23 protein-coding genes and 2 pseudogenes are annotated in these 25,184 nt (G+C 57.5%); 7 read left to right on the plus strand and 18 right to left on the minus strand.

All coding sequences use genetic code 11. The features are described 5' to 3' along the window. Positions 1-64 precede the first annotated feature (64 nt). The 4 genes from QO231_RS15715 to QO231_RS15730 are packed head-to-tail and all read right to left on the minus strand — an operon-like array spanning position 65 to position 3,203. Positions 65-832: an ABC transporter permease gene (locus tag QO231_RS15715; protein WP_394356608.1), complete on the minus strand. Its 768-nt coding sequence runs from the start codon at positions 830-832 to the stop codon at positions 65-67. Further along, on the minus strand, positions 832-1,584 hold the full coding sequence (locus QO231_RS15720; RefSeq protein WP_316778378.1) for an ABC transporter permease: 753 nt from the start codon (positions 1,582-1,584) through the stop codon (positions 832-834). The genes QO231_RS15715 and QO231_RS15720 overlap by 1 nt, the downstream gene beginning before the upstream one ends. Before the next feature lie 6 nt (positions 1,585-1,590). Continuing rightward, the gene (locus QO231_RS15725) at positions 1,591-2,364 is read right to left on the minus strand and encodes a transporter substrate-binding domain-containing protein (protein WP_316778380.1); all 774 of its coding nucleotides are present in this window, start codon (positions 2,362-2,364) and stop codon (positions 1,591-1,593) included. A gap of 38 nt (positions 2,365-2,402) precedes the next feature. Further along, positions 2,403-3,203 (minus strand): ABC transporter ATP-binding protein, encoded by an 801-nt coding sequence (locus tag QO231_RS15730; RefSeq protein WP_316778383.1) that lies wholly within the window; start codon positions 3,201-3,203, stop codon positions 2,403-2,405. A gap of 220 nt (positions 3,204-3,423) precedes the next feature. Here QO231_RS15730 and QO231_RS15735 point away from each other — a divergent pair, with 220 nt between their 5' ends. Continuing rightward, entirely contained in the window at positions 3,424-4,206 is a 783-nt protein-coding gene (locus QO231_RS15735) for a dimethylarginine dimethylaminohydrolase family protein (protein WP_316778386.1), read from the plus strand. Positions 4,207-4,334: 128 nt separating this feature from the next. Here QO231_RS15735 and QO231_RS15740 read toward each other — a convergent pair whose 3' ends face one another. From QO231_RS15740 to QO231_RS15755, 4 genes are all read right to left on the minus strand, one after another. After that, positions 4,335-5,054, minus strand: a complete 720-nt coding sequence (locus QO231_RS15740) for an alpha/beta fold hydrolase (protein WP_316778388.1) — start codon at positions 5,052-5,054, stop codon at positions 4,335-4,337. Further along, entirely contained in the window at positions 5,051-6,592 is a 1,542-nt protein-coding gene (locus QO231_RS15745; RefSeq protein WP_316778391.1) for an ABC transporter permease, read from the minus strand. The genes QO231_RS15740 and QO231_RS15745 overlap by 4 nt, the downstream gene beginning before the upstream one ends. Continuing rightward, positions 6,589-7,644 carry a quaternary amine ABC transporter ATP-binding protein gene (locus tag QO231_RS15750; protein WP_316778394.1) on the minus strand — a complete coding sequence of 352 codons (1,056 nt, stop codon included), beginning with the start codon at positions 7,642-7,644 and terminating at the stop codon, positions 6,589-6,591. Before QO231_RS15750 ends, QO231_RS15745 begins: the two co-directional genes overlap by 4 nt. 86 nt (positions 7,645-7,730) lie before the next feature. Next, entirely contained in the window at positions 7,731-8,696 is a 966-nt protein-coding gene (locus QO231_RS15755; RefSeq protein WP_316778396.1) for an ABC transporter substrate-binding protein, read from the minus strand. 271 nt (positions 8,697-8,967) lie between these two features. Between QO231_RS15755 and QO231_RS15760 the strand changes: the two genes are divergently transcribed. Further along, positions 8,968-9,852: a LysR family transcriptional regulator gene (locus tag QO231_RS15760; protein WP_316778399.1), complete on the plus strand. Its 885-nt coding sequence runs from the start codon at positions 8,968-8,970 to the stop codon at positions 9,850-9,852. A 166-nt stretch (positions 9,853-10,018) separates the two neighbouring features. On the opposite strand, the gene QO231_RS15765 is transcribed toward QO231_RS15760, so the two are convergent. Further along, on the minus strand, positions 10,019-11,032 hold the full coding sequence (locus QO231_RS15765) for a D-cysteate sulfo-lyase (protein ID WP_316778403.1): 1,014 nt from the start codon (positions 11,030-11,032) through the stop codon (positions 10,019-10,021). Between the two features lie 122 nt (positions 11,033-11,154). Here QO231_RS15765 and QO231_RS15770 point away from each other — a divergent pair, with 122 nt between their 5' ends. From QO231_RS15770 to QO231_RS15780, 3 genes and pseudogenes are all read left to right on the plus strand, one after another. Beyond that, a complete protein-coding gene (locus tag QO231_RS15770; RefSeq protein ID WP_316778406.1) occupies positions 11,155-12,090 on the plus strand; it encodes a LysR family transcriptional regulator in 936 nt (311 codons plus the stop codon). 44 nt (positions 12,091-12,134) lie between these two features. Further along, positions 12,135-12,412, plus strand: a pseudogene (locus QO231_RS26275) (transposase); the annotation flags it as partial. Between the two features lie 633 nt (positions 12,413-13,045). Further along, on the plus strand, positions 13,046-14,074 hold the full coding sequence (locus tag QO231_RS15780) for a bestrophin family protein (protein ID WP_316778412.1): 1,029 nt from the start codon (positions 13,046-13,048) through the stop codon (positions 14,072-14,074). 305 nt (positions 14,075-14,379) lie between these two features. On the opposite strand, the gene QO231_RS15785 is transcribed toward QO231_RS15780, so the two are convergent. From QO231_RS15785 to QO231_RS15825, 9 genes and pseudogenes are all read right to left on the minus strand, one after another. Beyond that, positions 14,380-15,312 (minus strand): branched-chain amino acid ABC transporter permease, encoded by a 933-nt coding sequence (locus tag QO231_RS15785; RefSeq protein WP_316778415.1) that lies wholly within the window; start codon positions 15,310-15,312, stop codon positions 14,380-14,382. A gap of 1 nt (position 15,313) precedes the next feature. Next, positions 15,314-16,165, minus strand: a complete 852-nt coding sequence (locus tag QO231_RS15790) for a branched-chain amino acid ABC transporter permease (RefSeq protein ID WP_316778418.1) — start codon at positions 16,163-16,165, stop codon at positions 15,314-15,316. An 11-nt stretch (positions 16,166-16,176) separates the two neighbouring features. Beyond that, positions 16,177-16,896: an ABC transporter ATP-binding protein gene (locus QO231_RS15795; RefSeq protein WP_316778421.1), complete on the minus strand. Its 720-nt coding sequence runs from the start codon at positions 16,894-16,896 to the stop codon at positions 16,177-16,179. Next, complete coding sequence (locus QO231_RS15800) at positions 16,893-17,627, minus strand: ABC transporter ATP-binding protein (RefSeq protein WP_316778424.1); 735 nt, start codon at positions 17,625-17,627, stop codon at positions 16,893-16,895. Before QO231_RS15800 ends, QO231_RS15795 begins: the two co-directional genes overlap by 4 nt. A gap of 55 nt (positions 17,628-17,682) precedes the next feature. Then, positions 17,683-18,900 (minus strand): annotated as a pseudogene (locus QO231_RS15805) (ABC transporter substrate-binding protein). Between the two features lies 1 nt (position 18,901). Then, the gene (locus tag QO231_RS15810) at positions 18,902-19,738 is read right to left on the minus strand and encodes an alpha/beta fold hydrolase (RefSeq protein ID WP_316778425.1); all 837 of its coding nucleotides are present in this window, start codon (positions 19,736-19,738) and stop codon (positions 18,902-18,904) included. Beyond that, complete coding sequence (locus tag QO231_RS15815) at positions 19,735-21,054, minus strand: M20 family metallopeptidase (RefSeq protein WP_316778428.1); 1,320 nt, start codon at positions 21,052-21,054, stop codon at positions 19,735-19,737. The genes QO231_RS15810 and QO231_RS15815 overlap by 4 nt, the downstream gene beginning before the upstream one ends. Beyond that, positions 21,055-21,693 (minus strand): isochorismatase family cysteine hydrolase, encoded by a 639-nt coding sequence (locus tag QO231_RS15820; RefSeq protein WP_316778432.1) that lies wholly within the window; start codon positions 21,691-21,693, stop codon positions 21,055-21,057. It lies immediately after the preceding gene. Next, positions 21,690-22,463 carry an N-formylglutamate amidohydrolase gene (locus QO231_RS15825; RefSeq protein ID WP_316778434.1) on the minus strand — a complete coding sequence of 258 codons (774 nt, stop codon included), beginning with the start codon at positions 22,461-22,463 and terminating at the stop codon, positions 21,690-21,692. Before QO231_RS15825 ends, QO231_RS15820 begins: the two co-directional genes overlap by 4 nt. Before the next feature lie 213 nt (positions 22,464-22,676). On the opposite strand from QO231_RS15825, the gene QO231_RS15830 reads away from it, so the two are divergent. Both QO231_RS15830 and QO231_RS15835 read left to right on the plus strand, forming a co-directional pair. Continuing rightward, entirely contained in the window at positions 22,677-23,534 is an 858-nt protein-coding gene (locus QO231_RS15830) for a MurR/RpiR family transcriptional regulator (RefSeq protein WP_316778437.1), read from the plus strand. After that, positions 23,531-24,841, plus strand: coding sequence for a glutamine synthetase family protein (locus QO231_RS15835; RefSeq protein WP_316778440.1), 1,311 nt, complete (start codon positions 23,531-23,533; stop codon positions 24,839-24,841). The genes QO231_RS15830 and QO231_RS15835 overlap by 4 nt, the downstream gene beginning before the upstream one ends. Positions 24,842-25,184 lie beyond the last annotated feature (343 nt).

The raw sequence follows: 25,184 nt of genomic DNA on the forward strand, positions 1-25,184 counted from the left end.
GAATGGCAATTCAGCGCACTCAAGCGGAGGCAATGATCGACGGTAATTAGATGGGGCGTACCTATCAGTTCGGGACGCGCTCTTCAAAGCGGCGGAACATCAATGTGATCAGCCCCGCGATGATCATGTAAAAGACAGCCAACAGCAGCAGCGGTTCGTAAACGATAAACGTGTCTGAGCGCACCCGAGATGACACCGAATAGATCTCGACAACTGTGATGGTTGCCACCAGCGGTGTCGCCTTGAGTTGAAGGATCGTCTCACCTCCAAGAGTGGGCAGGACGTTGCGAATGGCCTGTGGCAACCAGATCCGGCGAAAAATGGTGAAACGCGGCATACCAAAGGCGTTTGCGGCCTCAAGCTGTCCTTTGTTCACACTGGTGAAGGCGCCACGCATCACTTCGCCTTCGTATCCCGCAAAAGACAACGTCAGCGCGAGGACCGCATAGGGCCATGCCTGGCGCAGATAGGGCCACAACTCGCTGCCTCGGATCCAGGGAATTTGCGGAAAGAGCGAGCCAAGCCCGTAGTAGAATAGCCAGATTTGCAACAGCAACGGGGTGCCGCGAATGACCGTGCAAAAAACGCGGGCGGGCGCGGACAGATACCAGGGCCCGACCGCTTGCGCGAGGCCCAGCGGGATCGCCAGCAAGAACCCCAGAACCGTCGTGACAACCATGATCCAAACGGTGCGCCACATTCCTTCGATCGCGAGCGGTGCATATTCTGGAATCCAGTCCCACCGCAACGAAACCGCGCACCACAGCACCAGGCCCGCAAACAGCGCCATTAGTACAATTCGGTGTGGTTGCAAAAGGTCGCGCAAACGCATCAGCGTTCACCGCTGCGCAAAGAGGGTTGCCCGCGACGTGCCCATTTTTCGATGCGGGCGAACACGGCGCCAGAGCAGAGCGTTACGATCAGGTATAGCGCTCCAGCGGCAAGGAAAAAGGTGAAATAGGCCCGCGTGCTGGCCGCGGCCTGTCGGGTTTCAAGGGTGAGTTCACTAAATCCGACGATGGCCAGAAGTGCGGTATCTTTGGTGGCAATCAGCCACAGATTGGCCAGCCCGGGCGTGGCAAAGGACAGCATCGCGGGGATCGTAACACGGCGCATCAACATAAGCGGCGGCATGCCAAAGGCACGTGCCGCCTCTATCTGCCCCGACGGCACAGCCTGAATCGCACCGCGCAAGACTTCGGTCGAATAGGCACCCTGAACGATGCCCAGCACCCAGATGCCCGCAACAACACCGCTGATTTCAACACGCCCATATCCCATCGCTTGCGAGGCTTTGTTAATCAGATCCGTGCCAACATAGTAGAGGATCAGGATCAGCACCAACTCTGGTACCGCCCGGATTACAGTGGTGTAAATGCCAAGGAGATCACGCAGGACCACCCCGCCGTAAAGTTTCCCATACGCCCCGAACAGTCCGATCAGCAGGCCAAAACCAAAGGCACCGAACGCAATCTGCAGCGAATTCACGAGTCCACGCAGAAGGTTGCCACCCCATCCGGGAGGCTCGAGCGAGAGCAACGCAATGCTCTCGCTCAACCCAAGTGTTTGGAGAAATGAGTCCACCTGGCTCTATTCGTTGTAAATGCTGGTGGTGAAGTACCGCGCGGTGATTTCCGCATGGGTGCCATCCGCCAAGATCGCGGCGATGCCAGCGTTCAGCTTTTCGCGCAGCGCATCGTCACCTTTGCGCACACCGGCGCCCACGCCTCGGCCAAGGATCGCTTCGTCATTGGCCACAGGGCCCTTGATTTCACAACAGGCACCAGCGTCCGTCGATATGAAATCAGCCATGGCAATGCTGTCGGCCTGGGTCGCGTCGATGCGCCCCGATACAAGGTCTTGATTGGCCTCGTCCTGGGTCTGATAGACGCGAATTTCGGCGGCGTCGCCAAAGTATGCATTCGCATAGGCCTGATGGATCGTCGAAGCCTGAATGCCGATGATTTTGCCGGCCAGCGATTCCGGCGTCGCGTCAATATCGATGGATTTGGCCCCAACAATTACGGCCGGTGTGTTGTAATACGGGTCACTGAAATCGATGGTTTTCTGCCGCTCTTCGGTGATCGACATGGAGGCCATCAAGGCATCAATCTGCTGGCCGGTCAGGGATGGGATAATCCCGTCCCAAGCGACAGGCGTGATCACGCAATCAAGTTCTGCGGCAGCACAAACAGCGTCGATGACTTCGACTTCCCAACCGACCCACTCCCCCGATGCATTGAGCGAGGCAAATGGTGGATAGGGCTCAGCAGCAATACCGATTTTCACTTCTTCGGAGGTGGCAGCACCTGTTGCCAGTACGGTCGTTGCAAGGCTGGCGATTACGAGTTTTCTGATTGTCATTGGTCTTTTCCCCTGTTGGTTTTCTTAGGTTACGTTTCTTAGCCGACTGTTTGCAGGAATTGCTTAAGCCGGGCGGATTTCGGATTGCCGAACAGTTCTGCTGGCGGTCCCTGCTCTTCGATCCGACCCTCAAACAGGTACACGACATGGCTTGCCACTTCGCGGGCAAATTTCATCTCATGCGTGACCAGCAACATCGTGCGCCCCTCTGCGGCAAGGTCACGAATAACGGTCAACACTTCGCCCACAAGTTCCGGGTCCAGCGCGCTGGTGGGTTCGTCAAACAGCATTACGCTTGGATCAACGGCCAGGGCCCGCGCGATGGCGGCGCGCTGTTGCTGACCACCAGACAGAAAAGACGGGAATACATCCGCCTTGTCACCCAAACCAACCCGATCCAGCAGGACCCTGGCTCGCTCGATCGCCTCGGCACGGGGTACTTTCAGCACGTAGACCGGCACCTCGATAACATTTTCCAGCAAGGTGCGGTGGGTCCAGAGATTGAACGCCTGAAAGACCATGCCAAGTCGGGTGCGGATACGTTCGATCTGACGGCGATTGACGGGTGATCCGTCTGCCCGCATCTCGATCTCTTCGCCATTCACGGCAATGCGGCCAGAACTGGGAGTTTCCAGAAAATTGATGCAGCGCAATAAGGTCGATTTGCCCGAACCACTGCCGCCAATAATGGCGACAACATCACCCTTGTGGGCGGTCAGAGAAACGCCTCTCAACACCTCAAGCGGGCCAAAGGACTTGTGCAGGTCAGTGACGCGGATCGCCTCGTCTTGCACTGCGGGCATTGGGCTGGTGGCGGTGACCGGTTTTGCGATTGCCATCAGGTTTCCTTGCAATTCAGGGCACAGCTAAGCCCGCTTTTTCGAATTAGGCAAGGTGATTGCATCGCCACCCGAAAAGGTGCGTCGTTCGAGAGTTGCGGGCTTGGCGTGATTGTGGTTGCCTTGATGACAAAGGGGGCTTTGGGGGAACCCTGTGCTGGCACTTTCGCGCAGTCAGGCCCCTGTCCAGCCGCATGAAATACAAAGAAACGAGCCATTCATGACCAATCCAAGCTTCGAGTTTTCCCGCGCGATCACCCGCCGTCCTGCCCCAAGCATCACCAATGGGCTGCGCGCCGAGGATATTGGAACCCCTGATCTCGACAAGATGTTAGCGGCGCACGCGGACTACGTGGCCACATTGAAGAAAACCGGCGCTGAAATCATCGAACTGCCGCCGCTGGACGCCTATCCAGACGCGGTATTCGTTGAGGATACTGCGCTTTGCCTGCCACAAGGAGCCGTCTTGATGCGCCCCGGCGCGCCCAGCCGTATGGGTGAGGTGCCCGAGATGGCTTCAACTCTGCGCGCGGTGTATGACGACGTCCGCGAAATCAATGGGCCGGGGCATATCGAAGGCGGCGACATCCTGGTCACGGGCCGCGAGATTCTGGTGGGGCGCTCTGATCGCACGGATGCCGCTGGCGTGGCCGAATTGTCAGCGATCGTGACCGAATGGGGCCATACCCTGCGCGAGGTATTCACGCCTCCCGGTGTGCTGCACTTCAAAACGGATTGCTCGCTCTTGGACGCGGAAACGATCTTGTCCACAAAACGGCTGGATGCTTCGGGGTGTTTCGAGGGCTACCGCGTGGTGCATGTGGCCGAGGGCGAAGAGGCAGCGGCAAACAGCATTCGATTTAATCAGTATGTGCTTTGCCCCGCTGGTTTCCCGCGCACGACGGAAAAGCTGCACAAAGCGGGATATGAAGTGGTTGAGATCGACAACTCTGAATGTGCCAAGCTTGATGGCGGCATGTCATGTTTGTCGCTGCGGTTCTGAACATCTCGTTTGGCGGGCGCCAAAGCGATTCGCGTCAGACCTGACTCGCCCAACCTGCCTGAAATCATATATTCCAACGCTCTAGGTGATATCAGGTTGCCCAACAATACTTCGCCGCCGCCCTCCGGTCAGTCTGCGCAGAAGTCTCCCAGGACCCTGTTAAACAGTCCGGGCTTCTCCAGATGTGTCGCATGGGCACATCCAGGTATGACCGCGAGATTGGCGCCAGGAATGGACTGCCAGAGTTGCTCGGTCTGACTCCAGGGATAAGTACGATCCCGATCACCCCAGATCACCAGCGTCTTGGTCACAATGTCCGCCAGGTGTTTGGCACCGCTCCAGCTCTGCATCGCATCCAGCCCTGCGAGAATTGATGGCAGGCTGCATTGTTCGGCGATCGCTGCGCAGGCTTCATATGCCGCAGCCTGTTCCCGTTCAAGGAACCAGGTTGCCGCAATTCGCCTGGCCGTGGCCTGGGGCCCGTCTGCATGGGCGCGGCGCTTTGACGTTCCAATGGTTTCAAACCTGCCCGGCAATACCCCGATCGGACCGGTCCCATAGAGCACCAACCGGTCGATGCGTTCGGGCGCACGGGCGACCATTTCCTGGGCGACCATCCCTCCCATAGAGTGGCCGATCAGTTGGCACTTCTGGATACCCTGCGCCACCAACCCGTCCAGCGCCCATTCCGCAAAACTCGCAATGCTTCCCAAGGCTTCGAGCTGCGCATTCTTGCCAAACCCCGGCAGGTCCAGAGCGATGATGTCTAACTCTGCCAAGGCTTCCGTTTGCCCCTGCCATTGCCGACTGCCACCCAAAAACCCATGCACAAAAACGACCGGCGTCATTTGCGCCCGCCCTGTACGATGCGGTCAAGGATCATGGCACAGAACAGGATCGCAAACCCGGCGAGGATACCTTGACCCACATTGGCATATTGCAGCGCCTCCAGCACATCTTCGCCCAGTCCCTTGGCTCCAATCAGCGAGGCTACGACGACCATCGCCAGTGACAACATGATCGTCTGGTTGATCCCTGCGCGGATCGACGGGCTCGCCAAAGGCAGATCGACCTTGGTCAGCAGATACCACTTGTTGGCTCCAAAGCTGATCGCGGCTTCGCGCACGCTTTCCGGCACGCCCCGCAGGCCAAGAACGGTCAGGCGTACCACCGGCGTGCCGCCAAAGATCATCGTAACCACAACCGCTGCCGGTTTACCCACGCCGAAAAATGCAATGACAGGAACCATGAAGACAAAAGCGGGCATCGTTTGCATAAAGTCCATGATCGGCTGGATAGCCGCATAGAACCTTGGACGGCGGGCGGCAAACATGCCCAACGGTATACCTATCGCGATCGACAGGCATGCTGCTGTACCCAACAGCGCAAGTGTTGTCATCGCGCCTTCCCAGAAACCCAAGAGACCCATATAGGCCAGAAAGGCCCCGGAATAGATCGACGTGCTGATGCCTGCGGTTAACCAGGTAAGCAGTATGATCAGACTGGCGATCACAATCCACGGCGTCTGAACCAGAATGACCTCGAGCGCATCAAGCAGCGCGCGGATGCCAAATGTCAGCCCGTCAAAGAAGGCTTCGCTGTTGCGCACGCACCATGCGATGAACTCTTCCACCCAGGTGATACTGGTCAGGCGAATGCTCGGATCCGTGGGGAACTGGCTGAGCAGTGAATAGCGCCCGGGGAAGCTGTAATGCATCATCGCCGCGGCAACGATGAGTGCCATGAAGACCGCGCTAAACAGGATTTGCGACAACGGCATGGCTGATCGGATCGTGCGATCCGACAGCCAGTCAGAAAAACGGGCCTCAAGCGCCCAGTTGGCCACCTGCGACTGTACTGCCTTCACGACGAGCAGGGTGGCAAGGCCGGTCAAAGCGATTGAGCTGCCTTCGGCGGCCAGCGCCTCGGCCTCGGCGCGGATCCCGCCAATGTTTTCCTCAAGGGACGCGACGGTGCGACGATAGACATCAATCTTGTCTGAATTGTTCTCGATCGCGGCGGCCAGTTGCTGACGGCGCAGTTCCAGTGTCCCTTCGATGGAAGCGATGCGCGCCATGGCGTCGGCAGCAAGATCACCGAAGAGACCGCGCGCGATCTGAACAAGAGCGAGTGTTTCCAGAATCAGGAAGGGCAGCGCCCACGACCATAAGGCCCGCGCACCAAACCACACCGGGCCAAACAGCCCCGCCATCAGGTTGAACGTCGGCGTGAATTTGGACGAGGCACCGATCTTGTCGAAATTGCGAATGTAGTAGTCAGGGCTGGTCCGCACAAAGGTACGAATGTTTTCGCGTCGTTCTTCGGCATATGCTAGGGCGGCTTCGCTTTCGGTATCCTCCAGCGGGTTCACATCAGAGGTGTTCATGACACTTCGGTCCCTTCGATCACGGTGCGCAGTAGATCGGCGCGTGTAATCACGCCGACGTCCTTGCCACCATCCTCCACCAGAATGGCGCTGCTGTTGTCGATCGCCAGATTGATGAGTGTGCTCAGGTTTTCGCCTTCATTGACCCGCGGGGCATCTGATGCGAGTGGGCCATGGGCGGCGATGTGTTCGGGTATAGGCCGCATGACTGCGTGGGCACGTACGACCTTGAGCCGTGAAATGCCGGCAACGAAATCGGCTACATAATCGTCGGCCGGGTTCATGACGATGTCTTCAGAGGTTCCAATCTGTACCACCTTGCCATCGCGCATGATGGCGATCCGGTTGCCGATGCGGACCGCCTCATCCAGGTCATGCGTGATAAAGATCGTGGTCTTCTTCAGAATCTTGCTCAGCCGGATAAATTCATCCTGCAATTGCCTCCGGATCAGCGGATCAAGCGCCGAAAACGGCTCGTCCATCAGCAGGACATCGGGGTTGGCGGCCAGCGCGCGGGCCAGGCCGACACGTTGCTGCATCCCGCCAGACAATTCATGCGCAAATTTCGAACCCCATGCACCCAGCTCGACAATGTCGAGTATGGCGGCCGCCTGGCGCATTCGTTCGTTCTTGCTGACCTGCCGGATTTCAAGCGGCATCGCCACGTTGTCGAGTACAGACCGATGCGGCATCAGCGCGAAATTCTGGAACACCATGCCGATCTTGTTGTTGCGAAACTTCTGAAGCTCTTGCGGACCCAACGCCATCACATCGATGCCTTCGATCTCGATCTTGCCATCGGTGGGCTCAAGCAATCGGTTGAAATGGCGCACCAAAGTGGACTTGCCACTGCCCGAGAGGCCCATGATGCAGAAGATTTCACCGCGTTCTACCGATAGACTGACATCAGCCACACCGACCACGCAGTTGTATTCCGCCAGCACCTCGGCCTTGGTCAGCCCTTTGTCGCGGATCGCCTGCAGGGCAATCGCCGGCTTGGCGCCAAAAATCTTCCAGACATTTGAAATCCCGATAACGGTATCGTCGCCCATGTGTCCCCCGAAGGTTATTTTGATTGGGTCGTGCCGTTTCTGGATGGCACCCCGCTCGGGGTGCCACCTTGGATGTCATCGTGGGATTACAGACCCAGCCAGGCGTCCACGCGATCAGGGTTGGCATCGACCCAATCACGGGCAACCTCTGCCGGGTCACGGCCCTTGCCGCTGATCTCATAGGCAAAGCCTGAGACGTCATCGGCGTTCAACTCGAAGTTGGCGAAGAACTCGGCAATCGCAGGAGACCTCTCAATCAACGAGTTGGACCACGCGATCTGCACGTCCTTCAACGCATCTTTCGAAGCGACCGTGGATTTGTCGAACCAATCGGGATCGTCCGACGGCTGTACCATTACATATTTTTCGGGATCGAATGCCGGTTCGGAAAGCATTTCAACGTCAAACATGTACCAGACCGCATGCGGTTTGTAGCAGTAAAACGCATATCCTTCGCCCTTGGCGATGCTGTCCTTGATGCGCGCGGTCTTGACGCTTTCCTCCGCGCGGACCGGCTCGATAAAGTCCATCAGACCGTAATCGCGCACCTTCACTTCGTTCACATTGGCCGAGGCCCAGCCGGGCGCGCCGATCCACATCTCTCCCCGTCCATTGCCATCACTGTCCATCAGCGCGGCCACATCCGGCCGGCCCAGATCGGCGATGTCGGTGATGTTGTTGGCTTCGCCAAAATCCTTGCTGACGCAAAAGCCCTGATTGCCTTCATAGGGGTTCGACGACAAGGTCACTGTGCCAGCCTCATCCACATATTTTTGGGTGAAGCTTTGCTGATTGGGTAGCCAGACATCGGGGTGTACATCAATGTCGCCCTTGCCCTGATCCATTGCCTGAAAGATCGTGGCGTTGTTTCCCGGCACAAATTCCACTGTGCCGCCAATGCGCATTTCCACGACTGCGCCCAGCAGATGGGCGATGGCCTGCGCACCGGTCCAGGATGGCACGCCGATTTTGACCTCCTCGGCAGCGACAGCGGGGATCGCGTAGATGCCGACAGCAACCGCCAGGCCGAGTGATTTCAGTGATGTTCCCATGATCGTCTCCTCTGTTGATTTGCGCCGCGTCTTGGCGTCATTTTTTTGTGTATCTGCGTTTCCCGTCGCGTGATGGGGTTGGTACAGGCCTGACCCAGGCCGCAACCGGGCGATGAAGGCCGAGATTGGGACAAACCGCCGGATCCTAAACCAAAGTCTAGATCAAGAGGTTTTCATAGCGCCAATTCGAACATTTCATCAAACTATTCGCTTTGCGCATAGTTTTGACTATGCTTGCCAAACGCCTCTCTTGATTTGTAGGAACACCCCCTTGGATTTGAATTGGCTACGTGATTTTCAATGCCTCGCCCGGACTCTGAACTTTACCCGTGCATCCGATGAACGGAACATCACACAGTCCGCGTTTAGTCGTAGAATCAAGGCACTGGAAAGCTGGGTTGGCCTGCCGCTGGTCAACCGGGCAACCTATCCGGTTCAATTGACAGAGGCAGGTCAACAGTTCCTGCCGGTCGCGCTCGCCGCGATTTCGCAGCTGACAGAATCACGTCAAGCACTGCGGGATGCCGACCGGGGCGATAGTCGATTTATTCGGTTTTCCGCGCTTCACACGATTGCAGTCAATTTTCTGGCCAACCGGATCGAAGAGTTGCAACTGAAAATCCCCGATCTGCGCACCCGCGTCTTGTCCGATTCCCTGAGCACCTGTTGCGATTTGTTGGTCGAGGGCGCGGTGGACATCATGTTATGCTATTACCATCATTCGGTGTCGCCGATGATCGATGAGACCGCTTTCAGGAGAAAGGATCTGTTGAAAGACCGCTTGATCCCGGTGGCCGCCGAAGAACCGGCGCGGACCAGGCACTGGAACCTTTCAAGCCAAGCTGGTCCGCCGATCCCCTATCTTGCCTATGACCGCTCGTCGTTTCTCGGCATGGTTGTTGAGAACACCGTCGACCGGAAACCGCTGAATGCCGAGACGATCTATGTTGATAGTTTGGTCGAAACGATCAAAAGGCGCCTGATGACCGGCAGCGGCTTTGCCTGGATGCCGGAAACCGCGATCTCGACTGAGCTTGGCGATGGATCCCTGGTGCCGATCGGCGATGATACGTGGCGAACAACGCTGACGATTTCTGCCTTGTCCAATCCGGCAATCATCGACCAGCCCACACAACTGCTGTGGGATCGGTTGTGACACCGCGAAAGCGATTGGCCGACCCGGAACTTTTCCGGTCCCCTCAGTTTGGTGAGCAACCCGCGACAGTATCTGCGGGTTCATGTCAATCGATAGCGGGATACATCGTAGCCGTCGCCTCGGCGCCCCTGCCTTCAGGGATGCCGAAGGGGCGCGGTCCCGTGGCTCAGACAGACACCCAGCGGTTTTGATGATCAAAGGCAAAGTCATAACCACCAAGGGCCGCCGCGCCGCCGGTGTGCAGGAAAATCACCCGTTCGTCTTTGAACACGCCCTTGCGCGCAAGATCGATCAGCCCTGCCGCACCTTTGGCTGAATAGCACGGGTCGAGGAGGATGCCTTCCAGTTCGGCAAACATCTGAATTGCCTCTATGCCGCTTGCTGTTGGCAGGCCATATCCGTCGCCCACGTAGTCGGTGTTCGCCATCACGTCTTCGCGCTTGACCACTCCGGCACACCCCAGCTTTTCGGCAGTCTTGCATGCAAGATCATACACCATCTGCTCCTGCTTGGGTTTTGGAGCCCTTGTACCAATGCCGAGGACGGGCACCTGCGCGTTCATTGCGCACATTCCGGTAACAAGCCCTGCCTGAGTTCCCGAAGAGCCGGTTGCGTGCACCAGTCGATCAATTTTCAGGCCGCGGTCATTGGCCTGAGCCAGAAGCTCAAATGCTGCGTTGACATAACCCAACGCGCCAGTTGGGTTCGATCCGCCCCCGGGTATGACATAGACATTGCGTCCCTCTGCGCGTTTCTTTTCGGCAGCCTTCTCCATCTCGCCGGGCATGTCGTGGCCGCCCGGAAACTTCTGAGTGGTCGCGCCATGAAGATGATCGAGCAGTACATTCCCATTGGTGTTGTAGTTGGCATCCTGGTAACCGGTGCGATCTTCCAGCAGGATGTGACAATCAATCCCCAACTTGGCAGCAAACCCCGCAGTCTGGCGGCCGTGATTGGTTTGGGTCGCCCCCTGCGTCATCACCATATCAGCCCCCTGCGCTTCGGCCTCCGCCATCAGGAATTCAAGCTTGCGGGTCTTGTTGCCCCCAGTTGACATGCCGGTGCAATCGTCGCGCTTGATCCAGAGCTCTACGCCCAACTCCTTTGAAAGCCGTTTCATCGGCTCGAGTGGCGTTGGAAGGTGGGCAAGGTGCAGGCGCGGAAAGCGGGCAAGATGCATGAGGCAGCTCCTAAAATTGGTTGTCATCAACTTACCGCCCGCAAAAGCAGACATCTATTGCAAAGTGCGGTGGTTAACTTGCATTTCTTGCATGTTATAACGGATCCTGGTATTCGCGGCCCATGCGGCTTGAATGGATTGATGACATATTGGCGGTCCTCGATAGCGGCTCGTTGGCACGCGCAGCAGAAAAGCGGTTCCTGACCCAGTCCGCTTTCACCCGCCGGGTGCGCCTCATCGAAGACAGCATCGGCGCGACGTTGTTCGACCGCCGCCGCAAACCCATATCTCTGATGCCCGGAGTACAGGCGCTGGAACTTGAATTGCGTGAGCTCAGTACACGCTTGCACAGACTGCGACATAGCCTGAAGTCTGCGAATGATCCGACAAGCAAGTCTCTGTCCTTTGTCTGCCAACACGCGCTGACCACGACCGTATCGCCCAAGATCGTCCGCGCTCTGACGCATGATGGCGAAACCTCGGTGTGCGTGCGTTCGGGGAACCAGGACGAATGCCTGTTGCGTCTGATCTCGCGCGAAGTGGAGTTCGCGATGATGTACGGTGTCCCGGATGAAAGAATGCCTGACCCCGGAACCGCGTTTGAAACCAAGACACTTGGGTCAGATCTCTTGATCCCGGTCTGTGCGCCCGCAATGCGCAGCAGAGCGACGGATGCCGCACTTCCGACGATCAGCTACCCGCCCGACGTCTTTCTTGGTCAGGTCTATTCCCGGATGATCGCCCCGCGTCTGCCCAAGGGTATCACCGCATTGCCCGTCGTCGAAAGCGCCCTGACGCTGGCCATTCTGCAATATGCCGTGCATGAAATCGGCGTCGCCTGGTTGCCGCACTCTCTGGTTGCCGATGCCCTCACACAGGGGACGCTGGTGCGGGTTGACGACGTGCTGCCCACGCAGCCGCTGACAATCAGGATGGTCCGTTTGGCGGAAGCGCAGTCAGAGACAGGTGAGAAGATATGGCAACATCTTGACAAACATCTGCAGCCTTTCCTTGCACCGCATCACTTGCCGGAAAACGCGGATCGCACCATTCAATGAGAACAGCTTTGGTGAAATCCAAACACTCCGGGTAGCCCACCACCGCCGTCGGCTTGCCTGTTCATCCAGGGTCCGACGCTGTGCGCATGTTCTACCTTGTGCAGGCAGAAGCCGTCGCCTCATTCGCCAACGCTGTGAGATTGAGGCACGGGATGTCGCGCTCCTGTCTGATCCGCCAGGCTATGAACTGCCGACAACAATTCCCGGGACCAGTTCCGCCAACGCCACGGCCATGCCGGACGAAGCTGGCGACCTGCGTCGTTTCCGGCATCATCGCCAGTTGCTGAAGTCCTGTGGCCCGGACCCTGCTACATTGAAGTCAGCCACAGCAACGCTCGCAGGCATCAAGGTCGCCCGCATGGTCCGCAAAGGACAAATTCGACCGATCAGGGAAGCTCGCCTTTGGGCTGTGGTCGAATTCGCAGGATAATCTGTCCGCCTGACGCCCTAATCTCAAGCCATGCTGGAAATTGCGACACTATCTGGTTTTGCCGTCTGGACCAGCCGGGCGTTGCCACATACCATATCCCTGTTAACCTAGGATGTGCCTTAGATGAAACGCGGCCAAAAAGGACATCGGATAATTGTTCCCAGAAGCGATACCTCGGGATCGGAGGAGAAACGGCGGTTTCTTCGATTGCACCTACGGCCGGTTGCAGTGATCTGTTCAGCAAAAGTATGCAGCCCGCCAGTTGGTCGGCGGTGCTGTCTTGTGCTTGCATGAAGAAGCACTCCAAAAATTTATTGCTGTGGCTATTGAAGCCTGCAACGCCAGGTCCGTGTTTTTGATGGCTGCGAAACACACGATGCAACAGCCGGGCGTTGTGATACCGATGGCGCGACTTGTCTTCCGTGGAGTTGCCAGATGCGAATGCCGCTTGCCATTGCAGCCGCCGGTACCGAAGCGGCCCCTTGATCCACCTGATGACGTGATCATTGCGCAGGTTTATCTACGATGATCCTGCATGGCGGATTGCGTTTCAAAAAAGTACTCACCGGTTCCTGGCGGTTCCTGTTACTCGTCGCATCCTGGGAATTGCTCGTTGTCTATCTGGACGAGATCAGAGGCTTTGAATTCATTGGCCTGCCGATTCCGTTGGTGACAACGGTGGGTATCGCGGTATCGCTTTACCTGGGATTCAAAAACACGTCGTGTTTCGCGCGCTGGTGGCAGGCGCGCACCATATGGGGGCAAATCGTCAATTCTAGCCGCGACTGGGGCAATGCCGTTGCCAACCTGATGCCGTCCGATAGCATGACCGTCGATCCAGATATCAAGACCAGGCTGATTGAACGCCACATTGCTTGGGTCAACGCGCTTGCCTTTCAGTTGCGCGTGCAAAACCCAAGACACGCCCGTCAGCAAAAGTGGATGTTCGGCCTGCGTCGTCTCGAGAACCGAAAGGACCTACACCAGACGCCCGAGAGTTATCGCACCCACCTGTCAGACGCGGACGCGGCATTGCTGGACACAAAGACGAATGCGGCGAGCTATCTCTTGTTCCGACAGGGGCAAGAGTTACAGAGCCTGGCAGATCAGGGAAAAATTGATGCATACCGGCATGTCGCGATGATGGACAGGCTTGCGCGCTTCTATGACGCGCAAGGATCCTGTGAGCGCATCAAGAACGCGCCGTTCCCTCGACAGGTTGCAGATATCGGCAAGCTGTTTACATGGATCTTTATCTTCATGCTGCCCTTGGCCTTTGTGAACCTTTACACAATTCCAGTTGATCTTGAAGGCTGGGAAAGGTGGGCGTTTGCCGGCTACACGCTCTCTATGATCCCGTTCTGCCTGCTAATCTGCTGGGTGTTTTATCTGACCGAACAGGTGAGCGCGTCCTTGGAAGATCCATTCAATGGTGATGCCACCGATGTCCCGATTTCCACCATCAGCCGGATGATCGAAATTGACTTGCGGCAGACGATGGAAATGGACAATGTTCCGGACCCACTTCCGCCTGTCGAAGATGTGGCCTATTGAAAATAGGGGCGAGCGCTGCGCCTGGTCGATCCCGGGAAGCCCACCAGCCTATCCTGATCTTGCCAACGCGACCTGCCGGACCCGGCGATGATCACCGCGTTGCAACTGCGGCCGAGCCTGGGCCGAAGAGCAAAGTAACATCAATATTCGGAACGCTACCTACCTTTGGAAGCGTGTTTCGTGCCGGGTCGTGCATCCAAGAGCTTTCCGCGCTAAACCTGAATCACCTAACGCTGCCTGAAATCATAGATTTCAACGCGTTAGGTGACACCAGATGATCCAATTAAGACGCGAAATGCTATAAGTCATTTATGGCCGGGTATCATGCGTGCCAACCCGCCAGGTACAAAGCGCAGAACGAGGATCATGCCAATTGCGACAATGATGAAGCGGGCTTCTTCCATGCCACGGAAACCGGCCATGGCCTCGGTGGCGAACGTGAGCGCGAGTGCCGCGATGATCGGCCCAATGATCGTAGTGGTGCCACCAATCAGCACCATCGAGAGTGCAAGGCTGAGTGTGCCAAAGCTCAGAACCTCGGGCGCTGCGACGCGCAGATAGATGGCAAAAAAGCCGCCGGCAATTCCGGGAAACACCGCACTTGCCACAAGGGCCAATACACGTTGACGCGCAATGGATATACCGCGCGCTTGTGCGTAGTCTTCATTGTCACGCACCGCCAACAACGATTTCCCAAAGGGTGAGCGGGTCAACCACAGAAGATAGAGTGTCGATATCGTCAGCAATCCCAATGCCACGTAGTAATAGCCAAATTTGAAATCGCGGATGAATCGGTAATCGCCGATCTCAAGCCCCGGAATGCGCACCATGCCTCCCGCGCCACCGGTGATCTGGCTTTGGCTCAGGATCAGTTGCAGCACAAGCTGGCTGAAGCCGAAGGTCACCAGAACCACGTAGATGCCCTTGAGCCGAGCCACTGGCAGCGCGACAATCAGGGCCGACAGCGCGGCCGTCACACCTCCCACGGGAATGGCGAGCCAGGGATCAACGCCCAGGGTCTTCGCGGCAATTGCGGCGGTGTAAACGCCAACGGCAAAGAACGTCAGGTGACCAAAGTTAAACAGGCCCGCATAGCCCAGAGACAAGTCCCAGTTCGACGCTATCACCGCATAGACAAAGGCAAGAATGAACAGGTGGCGCGTGTAACTGTCGGTTACAAACGCGGGCACGACCGCCAAGACCGCCAATCCTGCAATCAAGAGAAATGTCCGAGCCATCTCAGGCCCTCCCAAAGAGACCGTTTGGTCGGAATACGAGAACGATGATCAGGCCGAAGAACAGCATGAATGGGGTCCAGTAGAGGCCAACAAAAAGTACCAGAAATGCCTCGGCCATTCCAATGACAAAGGCCGCCCCGACCGTTGCGCCAAGAGATCCAAGCCCGCCGAAGATGACGACAATCATTGCTTTGACCAAGGGCTCAACCCCGAGCGACGGTGTGACGAACCGTATGCCCCCAAGCAAGACGCCTGTTAACCCGGCAAGGCCGGCTCCCAACCCGAAGGCAAGCGCGAATGTCAAAGGGACATTGATCCCCAATAGCGCGGCGGCATCCTGATTTTGGCCCACGGCCCGCAAGGAGCGGCCTGTGGCTGTTTTGGTCGCAAAGGCCCAGAGTGCAATCAGGATCATCGGCGCAATCAGGACAATCAGCGCCTCATGTGCGGAGAACACCGCGCCAAAGAACGACACGTCGCCATCTATCAACCTGGGCAATTGCTTGAGCCGCGCGCCCCAGATGATCTGAGCGGCCTTTTCCATAATGATCATCGCCGCCAGCGTCGTCATCACAGTAATCAACAGCATGTTTGGGCGTCCGTAGAACGGCCGTACGAGCAGAAATTCGATAATCACCCCAAGCAAGGCAGCAGCCCCGACACCCGCGATCATTCCGACCCAAAGGCCAAGACCCAGGGGTTCAGACACAGTCCAGGCCACAAAGGCCCCGATCATCATCAACGCACCATGCGCAAAGTTGAACACCCCAAGCGTCGTCCAGACCAGGCTGAGCCCACTGGCCATCAGCGCATAGAGCGCGCCCAGCACAGCACCGGAAACAAGGGTCGTCATAAGCAGTTCCATCAGCCTGCATGCTCCCCAAAGTACATTTCCATGATTTCCTGATGGTCTGGCGCGTCGTCTTGCCCAATCTCACGCTCCACCTCGCCATGTTCGATCAGATAGAGACGGTCTGCCAGCGACAGAAGCAATTCCACGTCCTGTTCGACGACGACGACAGGCACAGAAGCCGAGATTTCCTTCAGCGCGACAGCAAGTTCTTCTTTCAACTTTGGAGAAAGTCCCAGTGTCGGTTCATCAAGCAGCAACAGACGCGGGGCGCACATGAGGGCTGCTCCGATGGACAGCATCTGCCTCTCACCACCTGACAGTGTTTTTGCCTTTTGCGGTCCGCGTTCGGCAAGCCGCGGAAAAAGGCCATAAACCTGCGCCAGCGATTGTTTGGCCTGCGCGCGGGCTGGTTTGGTAAAGGCCGCCATTTGCAGTGTTTCCGCAACGCCCATGTCACCAAATAATGTGTTGCCCTGCTGCGACTGTACCAGCCCCTTGGAAACAATCACCGGTGGGCGGGCGGCCGTGATGTCGACACCGTCAAATGTTACCTTGCCCGCAGTTGGCTTCATCAATCCGGAAATCACCCGCAACAGAGTGGTTTTCCCATGCCCGTTTGGTCCGAACAATCCGATACTTTCACCTTGCCCTACATGCAGGTTGATCCCGCGCAATACGGTGACATTGCCGTAAGCAGCTTCAATTCCTTCGATGTTCAAAACGTTTGTCATGCGGCACGCGTTCCCAGGTAGGCTTCGACCACGGCAGGGTCTTTCATCACCTCGGTGGGGTCCCCTTCGGACAGCAGTGCACCCTGGTTGAGTACAATGAGCCGTTTTGAAACGGCCATGAGCAGGCTCAGCACATGCTCGATCAATAATATGGTGATTCCGGTTGCGTTGATCTTGCGCAAGAGCGCCTCAAGGGCCGAGATTTCGGGTCGGGTCAAACCCGAGGCCGGCTCGTCCAGCATCAGAACCTTCGGGTCCATCACAAGCGCCGAGGCGATCATCAGCTGTTTGCGTTGATAAACCGACAGTTCGGTGGTCGGCATGGTACGGCGCTCAGGGTCGAACTCAACCAGATCGAGCGCCTGCTGCACTGAACCCTGCAGCTCATTGCGTGGCAATCCTTTGCCATAGGTGGCCGCAACCCCCACGGTTTCGGACGCGGTCAAATCGGGAAATTCCACATCCTTCTGGAATGTGCGCGTTAATCCCATCCCGGCAATTTTATGCGGCGCCATGCGGTCAATCTGCTGACCATCAAACCAGATCCCTCCCGAAGTCGGGCCAAATGGAATGCGGGAAACGATATTGAACAGCGTGCTTTTGCCCGACCCGTTTGGTCCGGCAATTCCCAGAAGTTCACCGCGCCGGACGATAAAGCTGACGTCATTGACGGCTGTCAGCCCGCCAAAGCGCTTGGTTGCGTTGCGAACATCAAGAATTGGGTTGCTCATTGGTTGCCTCCGGCCATCAGGCCGCGCAGGAATGCCCGCTGCGGCCTGACAACTTTTACTTCATCCAACTGGGTTCGATGAACTCACCAGTCGCATAGACCGGCGGGTAGAAGAGAGCGCGCTCACCGTCCTGGATTTGGTAAAACTGAAGCGGGATGCCATCGTTTGACTGAACAGCAAGGTGCGTGGCGGGATCGAAAGACACCATGCCCATTGCGGTTTGAGTCGAGGACGCGCCAATGGCGACGCGATCCGCAGGATCGCCAACTTCACCGAGCGCTGCGGCATAGATCTGCACCTGCTCGTAGAGGGCCGCCCCGTAGGTGCCGGGGGCATTGCCATAGGCGTCTTCGTATTTTGCGACAACCTCGGCAGCGCGCGGGTTGGTTGGCGTATTCAGGATGCCGCCCAACAGGTTGTAGACGATACCCGAAGACTGCTCTTTGGTCAGCTCGATGAATTCCGGCACGGACGGCGCATATTGGATGAACACAAGGCTGTCGGTGGGGTTCTCGTTGAACTGGGATACAAAAAGCGCCGCATTGGCCGACACGTAGTCGGTGTTGATGATCACCGCGGGTTCGGCCTCACGCACTGTTCCCAGGAATCCGCGCCAGTCGTTGATCTCGCCGAACGGCAACAAGTCATTGGTGACGACCTCCCAGCCTGCGCTTTCAAACGCATTTACCATGCCATCTGCGATGCCTTTGGAATAGGGATTGTCCGATGCGACCAGGGCAACCTTTTTGTTGGGCAGATCAAGTTTGCCGTCCGCTGCCAGGTTTTCGATCACCGGCACGATTTCGGTATTGTACCCGGCGAATGATGGCGTCAGCGACCAGACGGTCTGGAAGGCATCGGGGTCAGGCGAAATGAGGGCTTCGGTCTGCGAGGAGTTCGCTGAAATCAGGTAGACCATTTCCATTTCGGCCATCAGTTCGATCTCAAAGTTCTAACCCGAGGCATAGCCGGTCATGATGGCGCCCATATCGCGATCGCCCAGCAGACGTTCCGCAGCCGTTGTCACCTTGTCAGCGGCACCGTCAACGACATCGCCCACGGCCAATTCAAACGTGTGCCCTGCAACACCACCTGCGGCGTTCAGTTCGTCGATCGCAAGCTGTGCACCATTGACCATCTCCTGACCGTCCGCGGCCTGTGCGCCGGAAACAGGCGCCAGCACGCCGATCTTGATGACATCCGCGGCGGCGACGCCAGCCGATGCCAGCAGGCCCATTGCGGTCGCTGTTGCCAGCAGTGTTCTGCGTTTCATCTTACTCTCCCGTTGGTTTGGTTACGTCATTCAGAAATCCGCTCAGATAAGGATCAAACATCTCCGGAGCCTCCCAGAATGGCGCATGGCCGATCCCGGGAATGTCGTGGACTTTGCGTTGCCATATGTTCCTGTAGGGCAGCCCTGCGATGAAATCGTTGTGGATAAAGGCGTCCAACGCACCGTTGACGATGGCGAACGGGTTCGGTGCGTTCACGGCAATTTCCTGTTGGTTGGGGCCGATGCCACAAGCCAGTTTGGCGATCATCAACGACCGGGCGCGGCCATCGCACCGTGTTACGGCGTCTTTCAGGAACGGATCATAGGGGGCATCTGATCCGCAGGTGTTTCTTGCGAACATGTCGATTTCTTCGTCCGACAGCAGCTGCTTGGACGCTATCGAGTGTTCGATATCGCCGCAGAACCCTTCCGCCACCGCCCCTTTGCCCTGGGTGATCGGAGGCGATCCGGTGATCATCACACCTGCCAGCGCCTTGCTTTGCGACATCATGTCGATGGCGATTATCCCACCGAGCGACCACCCAAGCACCGCATAGCGAGTGATGCCGAGGCCCTGCATCAGCTCAATGGCCGCCGCACCGTAGCCTTGCACATTGTAGGTCCGGTCGAGATCGCGGGCGTCTTCACTTGCACCATGGCCGGGCAGATCAAAGGCCACACAGCGATGTGCGGCGCCGATTGCCCCGTCCAGTTGATTTCGAAACACCTCGCGGCAAGTGGAATTGCCGTGGATCATCAATGCCGGCAGCCCATCGCCGGCACTTTCACGGTAAGCAAGCGTTCCATGGCTCGTTTCGATGTGGTGCAGATCGCTCATGACCTGACACCGCACATGTCCAGCACAGATGCGGCAATCACTTTGGTCGTCTCGATCAGGCTGCCGACCTCGACACATTCATTGTCGCCATGAAATCCGTCGCCCGCCGGGCCATAAATCACCGGCACAACACCCTTGCCAGCATAGTGCGCAGCGTCTGTAACCGCCTCGAACCCCTTTATTTCCGGCTTTGCAAGCTGCAACTCTGTTGCCCTTGTCAAAACGGTTTGTGCCAGCGGATGATCAACAGGCGTGTCCATTGGCGGGAAATGCAATCCCCAAAGATCCCACTCGATTTTCGGCGGATTTTCCCGCATCCACGGATCCATCGCGGCAAAATGGGCAATGAACTCTTCAAATTCACGCTGAACGTCGCCGAAGTTCTCCTGTGGCATGAATTTGTAGTCCAGAACCATGGTCACAACGTCCGAGATCATGGCGGCATTGCTCATCACCGCCGGATTGCCGTCCGGGCCCATGCCCGCGCCGCCCATGATCGTTCCGGGATTAATAGTGGCCAGTCCGGCTGGTAGGAGCGGGTGGTTGGTTCTGCGGCAGCGGCTGGCTTCGAAATCGCGCAACGCGTTCAAAAACCGATTGGCCAGTTCAATGGCATTCACACCTGGTTCAAGCCGGCCAAGGCTGTCATGTTGCGGCCAGAGCGCGTTGAATCGCCACCCTGCATGCGCCTGTTTCCCGAAAATTGTAACCCGAACCCAGCTCAGGCCGCCTTCGGCGGGAATAACGTGGCCCCATGTCGGCTCAGCGATGATCGCATGTCTGGCCAGCTTGGTGCCACCGCGCTCGACCAGATCGATCGCACCGAAACCGCCGGCCTCCTCATCGACCACACTATGGATCGACAGTCGCCCGTCCAGTTCGATCCCGGCTTTGCGAATTGCACGTGCTGCCGAAATGCAGGCTGCCACGCCACCTTTCATATCTACGGCACCGCGGCCCCAAACCCGGCCGTCCTCCAGTTGTCCGCCAAAGGGATCGCGGCTCCATGCAGCGCTGTCGCCAACCGGCACCACATCGATATGGCCGCACAGGATCATGCTCTTGTCTTCCGAGCCGGGCAGGTCTGCGGTCACGTTTGGGCGGTTTTCCAACGCATCCCAACGGTCAAGATCAAAGCCAAGCGGGCGCAGTTCCTCTTCAATCCGATCCTGCACATCGGCTTCCCGGTGCAGGCCCTGTTCCGACTGAAACTTCGGATTTACCGACGGGATGCGCACCAGATCCTGCGTGAGCGCGACAACATGATCGCGGTCCGCCTCGATGACGTCCAATACAGCTTGCAATGCAGGTTTCATTTACTTGCCCTCCAGCTCATCAAGCAACTCCTGGGTTGTGACCTGCCGACAATAGCCTTTGATTGTGGACAGCGAATTGTCCTGGCGGGCCTGAGTCTCTGTTGCGCAGGCATCGGTGACTTGTGTGACGAGATACCCAAGATCGCAGGCATCGCGGATCGCACCTTCGACGCATTGGTCGGTCAAGAGCCCGCAGATCACCAGTTGCTTCACACCCAGATTGCGCAACACGTAGTCGATATGTGTGGAGACAAAGACCGAGGATGAGGATTTGGGGAAAACGATCTCGTCCCCGACAGGGGCGATTTGGTCGATCACCTTGCCGTCCCATGATCCTTTGGCCACGTTGAAGCCGGTGATTTTGTAATCCAGGCTCCGATCGCGACCATCCAGAGTCAGGCTCTCGATCGTGGTGTACATGACCTCGATCTGTTTCGCCCGAAACGCCGCCTGCAAAGCTTGCATGCGCGGTATGACATGTTCGAGTCGCTCAAAGAGCCAGCCATATTTTTTCTGAAACTGCGCATCAGTCAGCGCGGTGAACTCGCCCCCGTCGCGATGGGCCGCAAAGTTCTGGACATCGATGAACAAGAGCGCCGATTGCGCAGGGGTCAGTGGGATTTCACGCGTCATGGTCATTTTTGACATTCCAGAATTTCGGTGATCGCCCCGGCCAGCAGGTCGGCCCATCGGGCGGTCCCGTCCGGGTCGGTCAGCAGGTCATTGCGAACCTCGATCAGAGTGTGGGCTATGCCACGCGGTTCAGCATGAACCGGCAGGAACCAGTCTGTTTCATCATCGATCTGATACGGCTGGTTCACAGCCAGTGTCAGATTCGGGGCGTGCAGGACAATATGATCCAGCATTATCTGTGCAGTCTTTGAATCTCGACGGGACAGGAAACCGGCATGCCAATTGCGGGCCAGCCCACCTAAATGTGGTGTGTAGGAATGCACCGAGAAGGCCGCGCGCCGCGGTGCCTTGGCAAATCCCTGTTCTATTGCATGATCCAGAGGGTCAAATACCTCTCGCCGACGCACCCGTCTTGCCTCGGCAGTCAAATCAAGGTTGGCCGGAATAGTGACATTGTCACTGACCTCGGGCACGGAACCCGGCGCATCAGGTGGTCGGTTGCAATCAATCACCAGACGGCTGTAGCGTTGAATGACCAGTGGTGCATCAAGCCGATATGCCAGTGCGCAGGCCAGCACCTTTGCCCCGATATCCCAGCCGATATGACCGTCAATTGCGCCGGGGGGCAAACCCAGATCACCGAGCGCCGCAGGTACTGCCTGCCCGGCGTGCTCGCAGACCAACAGGACCGGCGCCGTGCTGTCGGAGTTCACCCATTCCACCGGATCGGGGTCCGCAGAGCAGAGGAATCCGCGTTTTATTGCGTCAGTTTTCACCACCGGGCCTCCGGCAAAGAGCCCGCACGTTGAATCATATCTAACCCGGTGCCGTCCTGAACAAGCGAGAGGCCAAATCCGAACAACATCATTTCCCCCAGAATCCCCCTTTGTCAGCCCGGCAAGTAGACGAACAATATTTTTCAAAGCCAACATATCTTGATTGACTGAAAATTTATTTCCAGCAAGGATTGAATTCAGGGTTTCAGGAGCATGAGAGAATTGCTTGTCAAAAAAAGGATAGAATCGGCGGCGGATGGGTTGACCATGAGCGAACGGAAGCTGGCGGCAGCCATCTTGTCGGATTACCCCTATGCGGGACTCGCCTCTATTCAGGAACTTGCAAAAAGAGCCGAGGTGTCGCCGCCCTCTATCTCACGCTTTGTCACCAAGATCGGTCTTGCCGGCTATCAGGAGTTTCAGCGCGACCTGATTGCGGAAATCAAGGAGGGGCAGCGCTCACCGACCGAGATTCACCGTGGCTCGCGATCCGTCGAGGGGGGGTATCTGGGCGACTTTGTTGCCCGCGCGACCGCGCAGATGGCCATCGCATCCGAAGCCATTACAGAAGTCCAGTTCGAACGTGTCTGCACGCTTCTGAGCGACTCGCGCAGCGATGTGTACGTCGTGGGAGGACGGATCAGCGACACGATTGCAAAGCAGCTGTCATTTCACCTGCGCCAATCCCGGCAGGGCGTGTATCATCTTCCTGAGAATATCGATGTCTGGCCGGAATACCTCTTGCGTATGAGGCAGGGGGATGTGTTGTTCATCGTCGATTTCAGACGGTACCAGCACAGCCTTGAGCAACTGAGCGAAAAAGCCAGCAAGGACCTGCGCGCACGGGTGGTTCTGATGACCGACAAGTGGCTGTCGCCAATATCCAAATACGCTTCCGAGGTCATCCCCGTCCCGATCGAAAGCGGAACACTGTGGGATACTTATACCGCCGCGCTGGCCGTCACCGAGGCGATCGTCACCCGCATTGCTGAAGACAACTGGGAGCAGACAGAGGCCCGGATCAACGCCTGGGACGCGGCCCGGATCATCCAAAAGGACAGATCATCATGACCCCTACGCCCTTGATTTTTGCTGCCACATGTGACCTCGCTGGCAAAGTTCGCGGCAAAGCGTTTCCCGCGGATCAGCTGGACAAGCGGCTGGTGCGCGGCGTTGGCTGGACTCCCACCAATGTGCTGATCAATTGCTTTGATGGCATTGGCGAAAGCCCGTTCGGCGCATTGGGGGACCTGTTGCTGATCCCTGACGCAACCGCAGAAGTCCGTGTTGATTTCGGCGCCGGCCCGGCCGAGCATTTCATGCTGGCTGACATTGTCACGCTTGAAGGGAAGCCATGGGAGTTCTGTACCCGGTCCTTGCTGAAATCCGCTCTTCACCGTCTGCACCGGGTGTCGGGCGTGCGCCTGATCTCGGCTTTCGAGCATGAATTTCAGCTCAAGGGCAAGCCGGCGGTGGATAATCAAGGCTTTGGGCGCGAGGGTTTCGAGCTTCAGCGCGCGCTCTGCGAAACGCTGGTGGCCGCGCTTCAGCGTGCCGGCATCGACCCCGACAGCATCATGAAGGAATACGGCCCCAATCAATACGAGGTTGTCGTGGGCCCGGATGAAGGCGTGCGGTCTGCCGATGCTGCCGTGATACTGCGCGAGTTGACCCGGTCTGCCGCCCGGTCCATGGGACAGAAAGCAACCTTCACTCCGATCCGTGACGTGAACAGCGTAGGCAATGGCGTTCACATCCACATGAGTTTCATCAACGATGATGGCAAACCCGTCACCTATGACGAAAACGGTGCCTGCGGCATGTCACAGCTTACTTCGGCCTTTTCTGCCGGCGTGCTGAAATACCTCGAAAACATCATCGCATTGACGGCACCATCGGTGGTTTCCTACGAGCGGCTGACCCCGCATCGCTGGTCGGCGGCCTATAACAATCTCGGGTTTCGGGATCGCGAAGCGTCGTTGCGTGTCTGCCCGGTCACGGCCAAAGATCCGGCCTCTATCGCGCGGCAGTTCAACATCGAATACCGCGCCGCCGCCGCCGCCGCCTGCCCGCATATGGCGCTGGCAGCGATCGTACACGCCGGATGTCAGGGGATCGAAGAAGGTCTGGTTGCGCCTGCCCCGACCGAAGAGGACCTGTCACTGCTCTCGCCGAAAACCTTGGCCGAGCGCGGCTTCGTCCGTTTGCCAAAGTCACTGGAAGCCGCGCTTGAGCAATTCGAGGCAAACCCGTTGGCCAATGGCTGGTTCGGAAAGGCGTTTGCGCCTGTCTACCGCGCGCACAAGGCTTCCGAAATCGCCTATCTGGCCGACATGGACACTGACGCCCGCTGTGCGGCGTATGAAGAAACCTACTGATGCATCGGGGGAAACCTGATGATATCCGGCAAAGTCCAAGTATATCTTGTTATTCTCGAGAACACGCGAAGTTCCGGGCGGGGTGATAGGGGATACCTTCAACGCTCGCGAGATGCCTTTGCAAATCCAATGGACGTCGGCTCGGGCGTGGCGGTAGAACGTTGCTGGAGGGGTCTCGCGGCGCAGGTGGCAGACGGATTAGATATGGTTTGGACGGAAAGAGAGCGCTGTGCTTTCCGGTGCGATTGAATCCGTCCCCCTGCACGGTCCGGCAGTGGTTTGCTTGCAAAACACAAGGGGCTTGTTCTTGCCGTCGGGCCGGTTTGCGTGACCCTTCGGATCG

Source organism: Sedimentitalea todarodis (assembly GCF_032595355.1).
Lineage (GTDB): Bacteria > Pseudomonadota > Alphaproteobacteria > Rhodobacterales > Rhodobacteraceae > Sedimentitalea > Sedimentitalea todarodis.

Excerpts from the sequence above, each read along its gene's own strand:
- QO231_RS15765 (WP_316778403.1), bottom strand. The coding sequence starts at position 11,032 with ATGCATCTTGCCCGCTTTCCGCGCCTGCACCTTGCCCACCTTCCAACG.
- QO231_RS15750 (WP_316778394.1), bottom strand. The coding sequence starts at position 7,644 with ATGGGCGACGATACCGTTATCGGGATTTCAAATGTCTGGAAGATTTTT.
- QO231_RS15810 (WP_316778425.1), bottom strand. The coding sequence starts at position 19,738 with ATGAGCGATCTGCACCACATCGAAACGAGCCATGGAACGCTTGCTTAC.
- QO231_RS15785 (WP_316778415.1), bottom strand. The coding sequence starts at position 15,312 with ATGGCTCGGACATTTCTCTTGATTGCAGGATTGGCGGTCTTGGCGGTC.
- QO231_RS15780 (WP_316778412.1), top strand. The coding sequence starts at position 13,046 with ATGATCCTGCATGGCGGATTGCGTTTCAAAAAAGTACTCACCGGTTCC.
- QO231_RS15770 (WP_316778406.1), top strand. The coding sequence starts at position 11,155 with ATGCGGCTTGAATGGATTGATGACATATTGGCGGTCCTCGATAGCGGC.
- QO231_RS15735 (WP_316778386.1), top strand. The coding sequence starts at position 3,424 with ATGACCAATCCAAGCTTCGAGTTTTCCCGCGCGATCACCCGCCGTCCT.
- QO231_RS15740 (WP_316778388.1), bottom strand. The coding sequence starts at position 5,054 with ATGACGCCGGTCGTTTTTGTGCATGGGTTTTTGGGTGGCAGTCGGCAA.
- QO231_RS15725 (WP_316778380.1), bottom strand. The coding sequence starts at position 2,364 with ATGACAATCAGAAAACTCGTAATCGCCAGCCTTGCAACGACCGTACTG.
- QO231_RS15815 (WP_316778428.1), bottom strand. The coding sequence starts at position 21,054 with ATGAAACCTGCATTGCAAGCTGTATTGGACGTCATCGAGGCGGACCGC.
- QO231_RS15755 (WP_316778396.1), bottom strand. The coding sequence starts at position 8,696 with ATGGGAACATCACTGAAATCACTCGGCCTGGCGGTTGCTGTCGGCATC.
- QO231_RS15820 (WP_316778432.1), bottom strand. The coding sequence starts at position 21,693 with ATGACCATGACGCGTGAAATCCCACTGACCCCTGCGCAATCGGCGCTC.
- QO231_RS15790 (WP_316778418.1), bottom strand. The coding sequence starts at position 16,165 with ATGACGACCCTTGTTTCCGGTGCTGTGCTGGGCGCGCTCTATGCGCTG.
- QO231_RS15730 (WP_316778383.1), bottom strand. The coding sequence starts at position 3,203 with ATGGCAATCGCAAAACCGGTCACCGCCACCAGCCCAATGCCCGCAGTG.
- QO231_RS15835 (WP_316778440.1), top strand. The coding sequence starts at position 23,531 with ATGACCCCTACGCCCTTGATTTTTGCTGCCACATGTGACCTCGCTGGC.
- QO231_RS15795 (WP_316778421.1), bottom strand. The coding sequence starts at position 16,896 with ATGACAAACGTTTTGAACATCGAAGGAATTGAAGCTGCTTACGGCAAT.
- QO231_RS15715 (WP_394356608.1), bottom strand. The coding sequence starts at position 832 with ATGCGTTTGCGCGACCTTTTGCAACCACACCGAATTGTACTAATGGCG.
- QO231_RS15830 (WP_316778437.1), top strand. The coding sequence starts at position 22,677 with ATGAGAGAATTGCTTGTCAAAAAAAGGATAGAATCGGCGGCGGATGGG.
- QO231_RS15745 (WP_316778391.1), bottom strand. The coding sequence starts at position 6,592 with ATGAACACCTCTGATGTGAACCCGCTGGAGGATACCGAAAGCGAAGCC.
- QO231_RS15800 (WP_316778424.1), bottom strand. The coding sequence starts at position 17,627 with ATGAGCAACCCAATTCTTGATGTTCGCAACGCAACCAAGCGCTTTGGC.